The organism is Cohnella endophytica (genome assembly GCF_003628305.1).
GTDB lineage: Bacteria > Bacillota > Bacilli > Paenibacillales > Paenibacillaceae > Cohnella > Cohnella endophytica.
The window spans coordinates 164,243-177,907 of record NZ_RBZM01000006.1; the positions used below are offsets into that span (position 1 = coordinate 164,243).

At 53.5% G+C, this 13,665-nt stretch carries 13 protein-coding genes; 10 read left to right on the top strand and 3 right to left on the bottom strand.

Translation table 11 applies throughout. The features are described from left to right. Positions 1-3: 3 nt before the first annotated feature. The 3 genes from pflA to D7Z26_RS14635 all read left to right on the top strand — a co-directional run bounded on the left by pflA (position 4) and on the right by D7Z26_RS14635 (position 1,907). Entirely contained in the window at positions 4-738 is a 735-nt protein-coding gene (gene pflA, locus D7Z26_RS14625; RefSeq protein ID WP_120977720.1) for a pyruvate formate-lyase-activating protein, read from the top strand. A 65-nt stretch (positions 739-803) separates the two neighbouring features. Next, complete coding sequence (locus tag D7Z26_RS14630) at positions 804-1,448, top strand: molybdenum cofactor guanylyltransferase (RefSeq protein WP_158602325.1); 645 nt, start codon at positions 804-806, stop codon at positions 1,446-1,448. A 27-nt stretch (positions 1,449-1,475) separates the two neighbouring features. Beyond that, a complete protein-coding gene (locus tag D7Z26_RS14635) occupies positions 1,476-1,907 on the top strand; it encodes a universal stress protein (RefSeq protein ID WP_120977722.1) in 432 nt (143 codons plus the stop codon). 148 nt (positions 1,908-2,055) lie between these two features. Here the strand turns inward: D7Z26_RS14635 and D7Z26_RS14640 are convergent, their stop codons facing one another. Continuing rightward, complete coding sequence (locus D7Z26_RS14640) at positions 2,056-2,892, bottom strand: AraC family transcriptional regulator (protein WP_120977723.1); 837 nt, start codon at positions 2,890-2,892, stop codon at positions 2,056-2,058. A gap of 143 nt (positions 2,893-3,035) precedes the next feature. Between D7Z26_RS14640 and D7Z26_RS14645 the strand changes: the two genes are divergently transcribed. The 3 genes from D7Z26_RS14645 to D7Z26_RS14655 all read left to right on the top strand — a co-directional run bounded on the left by D7Z26_RS14645 (position 3,036) and on the right by D7Z26_RS14655 (position 7,096). Continuing rightward, entirely contained in the window at positions 3,036-5,099 is a 2,064-nt protein-coding gene (locus D7Z26_RS14645; protein ID WP_120977724.1) for a beta-galactosidase, read from the top strand. Positions 5,100-5,354: 255 nt separating this feature from the next. After that, positions 5,355-6,140, top strand: coding sequence for a phytanoyl-CoA dioxygenase family protein (locus D7Z26_RS14650; protein WP_120977725.1), 786 nt, complete (start codon positions 5,355-5,357; stop codon positions 6,138-6,140). A 71-nt stretch (positions 6,141-6,211) separates the two neighbouring features. Continuing rightward, the gene (locus tag D7Z26_RS14655) at positions 6,212-7,096 is read left to right on the top strand and encodes a helix-turn-helix transcriptional regulator (RefSeq protein WP_120977726.1); all 885 of its coding nucleotides are present in this window, start codon (positions 6,212-6,214) and stop codon (positions 7,094-7,096) included. 491 nt (positions 7,097-7,587) lie between these two features. On the opposite strand, the gene D7Z26_RS27195 is transcribed toward D7Z26_RS14655, so the two are convergent. After that, the gene (locus tag D7Z26_RS27195) at positions 7,588-7,941 is read right to left on the bottom strand and encodes a hypothetical protein (protein ID WP_147423861.1); all 354 of its coding nucleotides are present in this window, start codon (positions 7,939-7,941) and stop codon (positions 7,588-7,590) included. A 198-nt stretch (positions 7,942-8,139) separates the two neighbouring features. On the opposite strand from D7Z26_RS27195, the gene D7Z26_RS14665 reads away from it, so the two are divergent. Genes D7Z26_RS14665 through D7Z26_RS14675 form a run of 3 tightly spaced genes read left to right on the top strand, consistent with a single transcriptional unit; the run spans position 8,140 to position 9,980 of the window. Next, positions 8,140-8,493 (top strand): CidA/LrgA family protein, encoded by a 354-nt coding sequence (locus D7Z26_RS14665; protein ID WP_120977728.1) that lies wholly within the window; start codon positions 8,140-8,142, stop codon positions 8,491-8,493. Beyond that, positions 8,480-9,172, top strand: a complete 693-nt coding sequence (locus D7Z26_RS14670; protein ID WP_120977729.1) for an LrgB family protein — start codon at positions 8,480-8,482, stop codon at positions 9,170-9,172. Before D7Z26_RS14665 ends, D7Z26_RS14670 begins: the two co-directional genes overlap by 14 nt. Positions 9,173-9,224: 52 nt before the next feature. Then, positions 9,225-9,980, top strand: a complete 756-nt coding sequence (locus D7Z26_RS14675) for a hydroxypyruvate isomerase family protein (RefSeq protein WP_120977730.1) — start codon at positions 9,225-9,227, stop codon at positions 9,978-9,980. Between the two features lie 1,169 nt (positions 9,981-11,149). Here D7Z26_RS14675 and D7Z26_RS14680 read toward each other — a convergent pair. Continuing rightward, a complete protein-coding gene (locus tag D7Z26_RS14680; RefSeq protein ID WP_120977731.1) occupies positions 11,150-12,028 on the bottom strand; it encodes a helix-turn-helix transcriptional regulator in 879 nt (292 codons plus the stop codon). Between the two features lie 123 nt (positions 12,029-12,151). Here D7Z26_RS14680 and D7Z26_RS14685 point away from each other — a divergent pair, with 123 nt between their 5' ends. After that, positions 12,152-13,663 (top strand): L-fucose/L-arabinose isomerase family protein, encoded by a 1,512-nt coding sequence (locus tag D7Z26_RS14685; protein WP_120977732.1) that lies wholly within the window; start codon positions 12,152-12,154, stop codon positions 13,661-13,663. Positions 13,664-13,665: the final 2 nt, after the last annotated feature.

Here is a 13,665-nt window from a genome sequence, read left to right on the forward strand (position 1 = left end):
CACATGAGCACGGGCGTCGCGACAACGGGGAGAATCCATTCTCTGGACACGTTCGGGACGGTCGACGGTCCCGGAATTCGGTTCGTCCTGTTCATGCAAGGCTGCGCGTTGCAATGTCGTTATTGCCATAATCCCGATTCTTGGGATCCGAATGCAGGTACGGCAGTAACCGTGGGAGAGGTGCTCGCGGAGATCGAGCCTTACGTCGATTACTACCTACGCTCCGGAGGCGGCATAACCGTGACGGGAGGAGAACCGACGCTGCAGGCCCCGTTCGTCGCCGAGCTGTTCCGGGAATGCAAGCGAAGGTGGGGGCTGCATACGGCGCTCGATACTTCCGGATTTTGCGAGGCGGCTCATGCGGAGACGCTTCTCAGCTTGACGGACCTGGTGCTTCTGGATTTGAAGCTGATGGACCGTGAAGCGCATATCGCATTGACGGGACAACCAAACGACCGGATCCTGGCTTTCTCCGACTATCTCTCCCGACGCCAATCGAAAATGTGGATCCGCCGGGTGCTCGTTCCGGGATGGACGGACGGGGCGGACGACTTGCTGGCCTTGGGTCGGTTTTTACGGGAGTTAGACGGAGTGGACAAAGTCGAAGTGCTCCCCTACCACCGGATGGGCGCATATAAATGGAAGCAATTAGGCATACCTTATCCGCTCGAAGGAGTCATCGAGCCAGGTCCGGAGGAAGTCGAACGGGCTTACCGATTAATCGGGGGCGGCAGTTAAGGTCGTCATGTATCAAGGGTCGCTCGTCAAGAACGGCTCTTCCCCACGAAAGGGAGGGAATTGCGATGGGAGATTCATCCGGCACGGTTATTACGGGAGCCATTCTGGCGGGGGGCATGAACTCCGTATTGGCGGAAGGTGCGAAAGCGCTCCTTCCGCTGGGCGGAGAGACGTTGATCGAGCGACAGGTTCGCGAGATGAGGAAGTTGTGCGCGGAAGTCATCGTCGTCACGAATACGCCGAAGCTTTTTTTCCGGACGTTGGATCCTTCGGTTCGAATCATTACGGACTTTTTTCCGGATTGCGGTCCCCTCGGAGGCATTCATTCGGCGCTCTATCTCGCGCGTAATTCGACCGTGTGGATCGCGGGCTGTGACATGCCGTTTCTTTCTTCCGAGGCAGCGAAGTGGTTGGCGGGGAATCGAACTTCGGCGGCCGACGCGGTCATTCCGATCGTTCATGGCCAGCCGGCGCCATTGCACGGGATCTACGACAAACGTTGCGCCCAAGTCGCGGCAAGGCTGCTTGCGGCGGGAGAGCGGGGACTTGGAGCGTTTCTCGGAAGCGTTTGCTGGCTCGGAATGTCGGAGGAAACCCGGACGAAGAGGGAAGACGATTTGGATTACACATTTGCCATTCGAGATCAGAAGGACTACGAGCAGGCTAAGCAACTGTTAATGGCAAGCGGATTAACGGGCGCGGAGATGTAGCTTGGGTCCGCATAAGGAGCGAACAACATGATTTATCATCGCATAATGGTCGCGTACGACGGATCGAAAGCTTCGGAAAAAGCCTTGCGGCACGCCGTTGCGCTCGCCGAGAGCAAGCCGGGTTCCCGGCTGACGGTTGCCTACGTAAAGTACCGGCCGCCGTTCACGGTTGGAGGATACGGATTTATTCCGCCTTCCGGCTATGACGAGCAATTGCACAATTACGAAACGGACCTGCTTGCGAAAGTTAAAACTACCATCGCTTCGTTGTCCTATGCCGGCGTACAGGTGCTGGAAGGAAATCCGGCGGCTGCCCTGTTGGATTATGCGCATGCAAACAACTTCGATCTCCTCGTCATGGGCAACCGGGGCATGGGAGTTCTTAGAGAATGGGTGCTGGGCAGCGTCAGTCACCATGTCGTCCAGCATGCTCGGTTCCCCGTCTTGGTCGTGAAGTAAGTAGCGGTGATTTCGACTGCTAATATCGATGGCGTAGCGCGTACAACGTCCCTATTTGCCGCTAGCAAAAAAACCGACATCTTCCTAACGAGATGCCGGTTTTTTCGTTTTCGGTCAGTCGTGCGTTCTGCCCTGCAATATCTTGGAGCTACTTTTTCATATATTGTTTCGGCGTCGCGCCGTAAGTTCGCTTGAATATGCGGATGAAGTAGCTCGTTTCCATCCCGAGCTGTTGAGCTACCTTCTCGACCGGAATGCCGGGAGTATCCTGAAACAGTTGAACCGACCTGCGCATCCGGAGCTGCAAAATATATTGCTGCGGAGTCATGCCGTAGCTGGCGACGAACAGTCGGTGAAAATGCTGGACCGAATAACCTACCGCTCTGGCGACGTTGGCGAGTAGAAGCCGCTCGTTATAGTGATCATGGATGAGCCGGATCGCCGCATCGAGGGCGGAATTCGGCTGTGCTACCGTGGAGGGGCCGTTCACGGTTTTCTTGCTCGGAGTAATGCCTTCCAGCAGGGAAACCGCCATATCGTACATTTGCTTGGACGTTTCCCAATAAGCATGCTCCCCGTTCAAGCTGATCGCATGCCATAACGAGGCCAATTGGTCCCATAACGCTTCGAAATTCGGAATCTCGACGACGGTCATTGAAATCCGTTCCAGGAGCTCCAGTATAGGAATTGCGGCTTTGCCGCCGAAGGCGACGAATCCCAGATCCCAGGCTTCGCCGGAACGATTCGGATAATAAGCATGCGGGACGCCGGAGGGGAGAAGGAGAACGGTGCCGGGTGTCATGACCAGATCGCGCTGGTCTTCGATTCGGAAAACGCCGCTGCCGCCTCTGCATAAGAAGAGCTGGTGCGCCGGGTATCCGTTCCGTCTGTTCAGCTGCTTCTGCTCGTGGCTTCCGACACAGGTTACGTATAGCGGGAGGATCGTTTCCCGGTTGGCGAATTCGGCGAGCAGGAAGGGCATCATGCCTGCGGATCAACTCCATCTTCTATTTTCCATGTTAAGATCGTACGATTATTGGAGGGTTCTATTCTATATTATAGGTGCTTTATCGTCTAAGATAAATGTAGATGAGTGAATATGACGATATTTTGAGGAGCGATGCTACTATGGCTAATAAATTTCCTCCCGTAAGCGGGAAGCTACCTGTAATGATGCATGGAGCGGATTATAATCCGGATCAATGGCTGCATGACCCGCGAGTGTTCGAAGAGGATATCCGGTTGATGAAGCTGGCCGGTTGCAACGTTATGGCAGTCGGTATTTTCTCTTGGGCAGCTTTGGAGCCGTCCGAAGGAACGTTCACGTTCGAGTGGCTAGACCACGTGCTCGATACGTTCGCGGATAACGGGATTTACGCGTGGCTTGCGACCCCGAGCGGAGCTCGTCCGGCTTGGATGTCCGAGAAGTATACCGAAGTGCTGCGCGTGGAGGCAAACCGGGTCCGCAACCTGCACGGCATGCGGCATAACCATTGCTACACGTCGCCTGTCTATCGCGAGAAGACCGCCATTATGAACGGCAAGTTGGCGGAACGTTACGGACAGCATCCTGCCGTCATCGGCTGGCACATCTCCAACGAGTTCGGCGGCGATTGCCATTGCGATTACTGCCAAGAGGCTTTCCGCCAGTGGCTGCAAGCCAAATACGGCTCGCTAGAGGCGCTTAACCTCGCTTGGTGGACTTCGTTCTGGGCGCACACCTACACGGATTGGGAACAAGTCGTGTCTCCGGCTCCGCACGGAGAGAACATGGTACACGGACATAATCTCGACTGGCGCCGTTTCGTGTCCGAACAGATCGCCAATTTCTGCCGTCACGAGATCGATGCCGTCCGCGCGGCCAATCCCGATTTGCCGGCCACGACGAATATGCATATGATCGACGGACTGGATTACCGCGTACTCGCGGAAACGATAGACGTCATCTCCTGGGATGCTTATCCGACCTGGCATGAACAGAAGGACGACAGCCAACTCGCTTCTTCGTTCGCGTTCTACCATGACTTGTATCGCTCCCTTAAGCAAAAGCCTTTCCTGCTCATGGAGAGCACGCCGAGCGCAACGAACTGGCAAAATGTCAGCAAGCTGAAGCGCCCCGGAATGCATCGGTTGTCTTCGCTGCAAGCCGTCGCGCATGGTTCGGATTCGGTGCAATACTTCCAATGGCGCAAGAGCCGCGGCTCCAGCGAGAAATTCCACGGCGCGGTCGTGGATCACGCGGGGCATGAAAATACGCGGGTGTTCCGGGATGTGGCCGATCTGGGCCGAACGCTGGCGGATATCTCGGAGATCGTAGGCACCTCGACTCCTTCGGAGACGGCGATCCTATTCGATTGGGATAACCGTTGGGCGGTCAAAGATGCGGCTGGACCGCGGAACATGGGCATCCATTACGAAGAGACGGTTATTGCCCATCACCGCGCTTTCTGGGAACAGGGAGTACTGACGGATATTATCGGTTCAAGTGACGACATCTCTTCGTACAAGCTGATCGTCGCTCCGATGCTCTATCTTTGCCGGGAAGAAACGGGACGGAAATTGGAAGCGTTCGTGGAAAACGGCGGCGTGCTAGTGACCACATATTGGTCTGGCGTAGTGAACGAGAGCGATCTTTGTCATCTCGGAGGTTTCCCTGGACCGCTTCGGAAGACGCTCGGCCTATGGGCGGAAGAAATCGAGGGGCTGTACGATTACGATCGGAACGGAATTTCTATGGCGGCTGGCAATCCGCTCGGCTTGGCTGGTACGTTCGAAGCCCATGAAATATGCGAGATCGTACATCCGGAAGGCGCCGAGGTGCTAGGCGTTTACACCGACGATTTCTATGCCGGACGTCCGGCTCTTACGTTGAACCGGTTGGGCAACGGCCGCGCTTATCATATGGCGACGCGGTTAAAAGGCGACTTCTTGGGCGCGTTCTACCGGAAAGTCGTCGATGAAGCAGGAATCGCACGCGTTTTGAATTCAGATTTGCCAGTAGGCGTAACCGCTCAGGTTCGGACAGACGGGGATTCGGATTACGTGTTCCTCCTGAATTTCGGCGGAGAAGAGCGGAGCGTCGCCTTGGATAACCGTTCGTATTCGGATCTTGAGACAGGAGAGTCCGCAAGCGGCGAGATCGTGCTTCCGGTCAACGGAGTACGGATTTTGAAGCGGCCGGCGGGAATTTAAATTTGTGTAGGTCATATACGTCATAGCGAAAAAACAAGCCAGCGGCCGGGATGCCGCTGGCTTGTTTCGTTCGTTTTTCGTTCGCAGGTTCAGGGACGCGGAGGGGAAGACTCCCCAGCAATTCAGATTCATGCGTCAATAGCCAATAGGAGTAGAAAATACAACGAATGGTGGAATCGCTCCATTGTGAAGGGGTTTCCCGTTATCGATAATGAGGATAGTTAAAATTCCACTTTTACGAAGGAGCGATTCGCGATGTCGACCGTTCATGCGGGCCAGTCCGTAATCCTTACCGAAGAGCAAATGAAACACTACGGGGAGCAAGGCTATATCATTTTCGAAGAGTTGTTTAGTAATGAGGAGATGGACCGCGTTCGAGGGTTGATCGACGCGTTCGACGAGGAGTCGGAGCGGGAGCTGAGAGAGAAAGAGCGAAACGGAGACTTCATCAGCACCGCGGGGAAAATCAATTTTACGGCGAATTTGAATTTCCGCCATCCCAGGCTGCAACGATTTAGCGCGGATCAACGTTTCGTGGACATCACGACGGCGATTCTCGGCCCGGATACGAAGCTATATTGGGACCAATCGGTATACAAAAGGCCCGAAGCGGATCGGGATTTCCCTTGGCATCAAGATAACGGCTACGCCCCGACAAGTCCTGTGCATTACTTGACCTGCTGGCTCGCTCTGGAAGATACCACGATCGAGAACGGATGCATATGGGTAAAGCCGGGTTCCCACCGGCAAGGTTTCGTGAAGCACGTGAAGACGGATATCGGCTGGGTGTGCTACTTCGGGGAAGATCCCGGCATTCCGGTCGAGCTGAAAAAAGGCAGCATGGTCGCATTCCACTCCTTGCTCTTCCATAGGAGCACGCCGAACCTTAGCAAGACGACTACTCGCAAAGGTTACGTCTTACAGTATTCGGTCGACGGTTCGTTTAATCCGGATACGAATCAGGTATATCGCAACGGCCCTCTTATCGCCAGGGGCGGAGTGTCCGCCTATACCGGATTCGTACCTCAGGAATATTGCTAGGAAATATGTCGACTGGGGACTATACAACCTCCCGCCGATCGTTTAAGTTCAGGTTAGCGAGGTGAACGCGAATGTCGGCCAAACCGATGGATTGGGTTCAAGGACCTTGGACCGTAGAGTTGCATACCATAAGCCGTTCGACTTACGATGGGCTGCGTCTTGACGATGTCGTATTTCCTCATTGGATTATCAGCTACGTTCAAGAGGGAAACGTGAGGACGGGAAGCGGAGGGGAATTCCACCGCGTAAAAGCGGGCGAGGTCATGCTTCATCCGCCTAACTTGCCGTTCACGGAGCATGCGGATGGGCGAGGCGCCCATCTGTGGCTTCAGGCGAGTATCCTCTGCTCGCATCATCTTGATTTGCTGCAGCTCTATCGCGTTAGTCCGGTCGTCGCGATTCCCGAGCCCGTAAAGTTCGAGAAGGTGTTTTTTCAACTCCAATCCGCATGGAGCAACCGCAAGCAATCGTTCAGGGATCTGAAGCTCACGTCGGGTATGCTGCAATTGACGGAGCAAATACTGGCCGGTTGGGAGAACGCGGGAAGCGTCGAACGTTCGGAAGCGTACGAGAGCGAGGGGAACCGATATGCCCGACTCGTCGGGCATATGTCTTCGCGGCTAGCGGACAAGCTCGATCGGGAGCAACTGGCCGCTTACGTGCGCTTAAGCCCCAATTACCTGGATCGCGTCTTTCAGGCCGAATACGGGCTAACGCCCATGCAGATGCTGAGGGACTTGCGTTTGAAGCATTCGAGGCTACTTCTCCAACGAAGCGAGGAAACGCTGGAATCGATCGCCCTTCAATGCGGCATGAACGATGCCTCTTACTTGTGCAAGCAGTTCAAGAAACATTACGGAATGCTTCCCGGACAATATCGCGAGCTTGCGTTAAGCGCCCAAGCGGAAGATTTGTACGGCGGCACCGCCGGGGGCGTACGTCGTCATTATCGTTGAAGCGATGAAAAACATCGTAACAATTGTTTTTTTCTAGTAAACCGCACTTCTTACGATGAAAAACATTCTATCGGCGACCAAATGGACGAGAAATGGCAGAATTTCGCCTTGATGCGATGAAAAACATCGTAACACTTGCTTTTTTCTAGAAAACCACACTTCTTACGATGAAAAACATTCTATCGGTGACCAAATGGACGAGAAATGGCAGAATTTTTCCTTCATGCGATGATAAACATCGTAACGGTCGGAACCCCGCTATTGTGCTGTTAAACTTCCGAAATGCATCGACACAGAATAACGACCGGTGGGATTGGCTGATAGAGGCGTTCCGGTTTGAAAATGCGATTATCGCCCCTCAATGAGGGGCGATTTTCTATGTTCGCCAGTATCGATTGACGATGCGGTTGCGTCTCATTCTTTTTATTGATATGAACAAAAAGCCACTCGAATGAGTGACTAGGAATTCTTAATATGTGTAACATCTTCTATTACTCAGATACCATTCCTATGATTAAGAGCAAGGCCATCAATACAATAACACTTCCGCCTATCGAAATACCTGTTATCGAGAATCCTTTTTTTGGACTTTTTCGAATAGAGACTAATCCGAATATCAATGCCAAAATAGAAATGAGAAAACTTAAGAGTACAACAGATCCTGCGGCTGCGCTTGTGTCTCCAGGTAAAGCGGAAACGACAAAAAGCAAAAAGAAAAATGCTCCGCCGATTATACCTAACACTAACGAGGCGGTAGCCAATCCAGTTCTATGAACCGGTTCAGGAACTCGTATGATTTCTTTGGGAGTTACGGTATCTTCCCTGTATTCAATATTCTCATTCATACACTCACCCCCAGTTAGATAGACTCATTCGACAAAAGGATATAAATTCCTTTTTCTTGTCGAAGTATGTCTAACAAGGGGCTGGTGTACCACCGAATTCCATCTTGAACCGAAAAGATTATCCCCGGTTGAGAAATTCGTAATCAAAGTGGTAGCATAGGGGGATAGAAAAGAGGGATAGCGAAAGGGGAAGGCAGCATGCTAGGCTTGGCGATATTGCTCGGATACGAGCTCATCGGCTATGTTTTTCATCAATTTCTGGGTGTTCCGTTGCCCGCGAACGTGATCGGACTGATTCTATTATTCGTATCCTTGATGCGGGGATGGGTTAAGCTGGAATGGATCGAACAGCCTGCTCGGTTTTTGCTGAAGCATATGATGATTTTCTTTGCCCCGACGATCGTCGGGGTGCTTGTTTTCGCCGACCGCATCGGCGAGGAATGGGCGGCGATCTCGATTAGTCTGGTAGGAAGCACGATTGTCGTGCTTCTGCTTACGGGTTGGACGACGACGTGGCTGGCGAAAGAGAGGCAACGAGATGACATCGCTTGAACAACTGACCTCGACGCCTTTGTTTGGGGTGGCGGCAACGGTAATCTTTTATGCGGCGGCTCAGTTGCTGAATCGGAAATGGAATTGGTTGCACCCGTTGTTTTTGACGGCGGGCGGTCTGATCGTTTTACTTGTGTTATGTGGAATTCCGTACGAGGAATACAAAGGCGGAGGGGATATTGTCGGTTTCTTCCTAGGTCCGGCGACGGTCGCGCTGGCCGTCCCGTTGTACGAATCATTGAAACGGCTACGGGGTAAAATCCGGGCTGTCGTAATTGGCGTGACGATCGGTTCCTTGTGCGGAATCGTATCCGTTGCCGTCCTGACTTGGGCACTAGGAGCCACAAAGGATACGGTATTGTCCATGCTGCCGAAATCCGCGACGTCTCCGATCGCCATCGAGCTCTCTCGCCAACTAGGAGGCTCTCCGGAGCTCGGCGGAGTGTTCGCCGTGCTGACCGGGCTGTTGGGAAGCATGCTGGGTCCTGCATTGTTGCGTTTCGCGCGAGTGCGCGGCGACATCGGCATCGGAACGGCCGTCGGTACCGCGGCGCATGGAATCGGTACGGCCCGGCTATTGAGGGACTCGGAGACGCAGGGTGGCATTAGCGGTTTCGCGATGAGCTTATCCAGCATCATTACGCCGATTTTATGTATCCCGATTTATTGGCTGACGTAACATGGCTGTCTCTTACAGTAATAATATCCGATGAATGGGAAGGAGCATGAATATGAAGTTATCCGTGTGCGTGGATGCCGTCTATAACGGCAGAGGATTCGAAGAGAGCGTTCGTTCGATCGGGGAACTGGGGTACGACACGATCGAGTTCTGGACTTGGTGGGATAAAGATTTGGACGACGTCAGTCGCGTCGTGCGGGAGGCCGGAGTTAGCATTGCGTGCTTCTGCACGAAATTCGTCTCTCTCGTCGATTCTTCGAAACGCGAGGAATACATTCAAGGGCTGGAGGAGTCGATCGCGGCGGCGAAGCGGCTGGATTGCCGGGCGTTAATCTCGCAAGTCGGTAACGAGCTAAAGGATGTTTCAAGAGAAGAGCAACGGCGTTCGCTTGTCGAAGGGTTGAAGGCTTGCGTTCCTCTGCTGGAGCGGGAGGGCATGACGTTGCTCGTCGAGCCGCTTAATCTTCTGGTCGATCATCAGGGCTATTATTTGGCATCGTCCGAGGAAGCCTTCGGAATCGTTCGCGAGGTCGGCAGCAAACACGTTAAAGTTCTGTTCGACATCTACCACCAGCAGATTACGGAAGGGCACCTGATCTCGACGATTCAAGCGAATATCGAATGGATCGGCCACTTCCATGCGGCCGGGAATCCGGGACGCCACGAATTAAACTTCGGGGAAATCCATTACCCTGCCGTGTTCGACGCTATTCGGGTTACCGGATACGAGGGATACGTGGGCTTGGAGTATTTCCCGTTGCGCGAGCCTGAAGAGGGATTAAGGGAATTGGAATGGCGAGCGCTGTAGTCCGGTAAAACCTAACTGCAGAGCTCCGGAGTGACTTGGCAAGCGTTGTAGTGCGGTAAAACCTAATTGCAGAGCTCAGGAGTGGATTGGCGAGCGCTGTAGTCCGGTAAAACCTAACTGCAGAGCTCTGGAGTGACTTGGCGAACGCAGTAGTCCGATAAAACCTAACTGCAGCGCTCAGGAGTGGAGTTGCGAGCGCTGTAGTGCGGTAATACCTAATTGCAGAGCTTCGGAGTGACCCGGCAAGCGCTGTATTCCGGTAAAACCTAACTGCAGGGCTATTCCAACTACAGCGCTCCCCAGCAACTCCCAGCAGCCCAATAGTTTGACCAACTCAAACTACAGCGCTCCCCAGTAACTCCCTGCAGATAATTAGTTTGACCAACTCCAACTACAGCGCTCCCCAGTAACTCCCAGAAGCCAAATAGTTTGACTAACTCCAACTACAGCACTCCCAAGCAACTCCCAGCAGATAATTAGTTTGACTAACTCCAACTACAGCGCTCCCCGGTAACTCCCAGCAGTAAACTAGTTTGACTAACTCCAACTACGATGCTCCCCAGCAACTCCCAGCAAATGAATAGTTTGACCAACTAAAACTACAGCGCTCCCCAGTAACTCCTAGCAGATAATTAGTTTGACTAACTCCAACTACGGCGCTCCCCAGTAACTCCCGGCAGATAATTAGTTTGATTAACTCCAACTACGTGCTCCCCAGTAACTCCCAGCAGATAATTAGTTTGACCAACTCCAACTACAGCTCTCCCAAGTAACTCCCAGCAGCTAAATAGTTTGACTAACTCCAACTACGATGCTCCCCAGTAACTCCCAACAGCCAAATAGTTTGACTAACTCCAACTACGGCTCTTCCAAGCAACTACCAGCAGATAATTAGTTTGACTAACTCCAACTACAGCGCTCCCCAGTAACTCCCAGCAGTAAACTAGTTTGACCAACTCAAACTACAGCGCTCCACAGCAACTCCCAGCAGCCAAATAGTTTGACTAACTCCAACTACGGGCTCTCCCAAGTAACTCCCAGCAGCCAAATAGTTTGACTAACTCCAACTACGGCTCTTCCAAGCAACTACCAGACTCCCCGGCGAGTAGGTTGTGGCACTCCCAGAGACTTCGATTCTAGCAACCATCCCGCCCAGCGTTCTCCGCCTCTCAATCCCTGCCCTGCTGCCAGAGCTTGCGATAGGCAAGCGGCGTATGCGTTTCGCGGTCGCGGAATAGGTTGATGAAGTGGCTGACGTTGTCGATTCCGACGTCGGCGGCGATCTCGGATACCGGCATGTCGGTGAAGCGAAGTCTTTCCTTGGCCCGCGTGATTCGGACATTGATCAAGTATTCGTTAGGGGAGAAACCCGTGTGCCGTTTGAACTCTTTGGATAGGTGATACTTGTCGATCGCGTAAGCGGCCGCGACGGCTTCCAAGGATAGTCTCTCGGAGTAACGCCGATCGTAGTGGTTCATTACGTCGCGCACGAACGAAGGCATACCGACATCGGACGATTCCCGATATTGACCCGTTAGCAGAAGCTCGGTAAGCAGGTCGACGATTAACCGGGAACCCGCGAGCTCGGTTTGGATCGTTTTGTGCCGGTGGATCTCGACGAGCTCGCGAAGAAGATCCGGCACTCTTGACCCGCCAGGCAGCGCAACGACCGGGTTGCCAGCCGTCGCGAACCTGTCGTAATAAGCGCGCGAGGAGCTCCCGTCGAAATGAATCCACAACATCTCCCATAGATCGTCGCTGTCGGTCCGATAATACTGATATTTTCGGCAATCGATATAGAAAAGCTGTCCGGGTCGCAGCGTGTAAGTTCGATCTCCGTAAACCAAGCTTCCCGTTCCGCCGAGCGTATACAGAATCAAATAAGAGTCAAGATTGACTCGCTCGGTGAAATAAGAAGGCAGCGTGCGGAAGAACCCGGTCTCCTGTACGTAATACAGTGAAGCTTTGGCGAACGCGGAGGGCGTCGCCATGACGCGCACGGAATCCTCGGACCAGTCGTAGGAAGCTTTCTCCAGATACTCTCTCATGCGAGATGATGCCACCCCAAGATACTATGATTTTTGCCCAAGATCATTGGATGTTTTCAGAGATGAAAGCATTTACAATCTTGTTATAGAACCATTATTCCATACAAATACGAGGTGGTAAACATGTCGCTCCATACTCCAATCAAACCAGCCCGCAAAGCGCGTATCGGCCTTTACAGCGTCGGGCTGCGTGCCTACTGGGAGCAATTCCCGGGGCTTAGAGAACGATTAATCGAATACGGCAAATTCATTGAAACCCGGATGTCCCAATGGGGGGAGGTCTACAATTATGGATTAGTCGATACGGAGAGCGAAGGCCGGCGGGCCGGCGAATGGTTGAACGGCAACAACGTCGATCTGGTGTTCTGCCACGTGGCCACGTATACGACGAGTTCTACCGTATTGCCCGTGCATCAGCTGTGCCAAGCGCCGGTCGTTTTCCTCAACCTCCAACCTACCGACCGAATCAATTACGACGAATCGACGACCGGAGAATGGCTCGCGCATTGCGGAGCGTGCCCGGTTCCGGAATTCGCGAACGTGTTCAACCGCGCCCGCATTCCTTTCCGCGTCGTGAACGGGATGCTCGGTCTCGACTATACGCCCGCCATTTCCCTCACGAATGAAACGACTAACCTCAAGCCCGAGGCGATAAAAGCTTGGCGCGAGATCGAGGAATGGGTTCGGGCGGCTTCCGTCCCTCGCGCGCTGAAGCATAGCCGTTTCGGGTTCCTCGGAAATACGTATAGCGGGATGCTCGACATGTACAGCGATTTTACGATGATTCAAGCGCAAACCGGACTGCACGTCGAGGTGCTGGAGATGTGCGATCTGGATCGGATGTTGAAGGACGTCACTCCGGAACAAGTGAAACAAAAGCTGGAAACCGTTCATGAAATGTTCCAGATCAGCGGAGATTCGCCTTCGGACCCGATCGCGAGGAAGCCGAGCGAGGAACAGCTGGAGTGGTCGTGCCGCGTCGCGGTGGCTCAAGAAAGGCTTGTTCGCGAATTCGACCTGGATGCGTTAAGCTACTATTATCACGGCGCTCCGGGCGGCGAGTACGAGAAGCTGCAAGGCGGCTTTATCGTGGGTCATTCCTTGCTGACGGCGCGCGGCATTCCTTGCTCCGGCGAAGGCGATCTGAAGACGGCAGTCGCTATGAAAATATGCGATATTCTTGGAACCGGAGGCAGCTTCTCCGAGATTGTCGTCGTCGATTACGTCGACGGAACGATACTGCTCGGCCACGACGGTCCTTTCCACATCGCGATAGCCGAAGGCAAGCCAATCTTAAGGGGCATGGGGCTCTATCATGGAAAGCAGGGAACAGGAGTCTCGGTCGAAGCAAAGGTGAAGACCGGACCGATCACGACGCTGAACGTGACGCAGACCGGCGACGGACAACTGAAGCTGATCATTAGCGAGGCGGAGTCGACGGACGGCCCGATCATGAGAATCGGGAACACGCAGACGCCGGTAAAATTCCGACTGCCCCCTGACTCCTACATGTCCCGTTGGTTCGCCGAGGCGCCGACGCATCATTGCGCGATGTCGATCGGCCATAACGGCTCGCTCTTCGCGAAGGTCGGCGAATTAATGCAAATGAATTATGTTACGATAGGAGAAAGATAAGC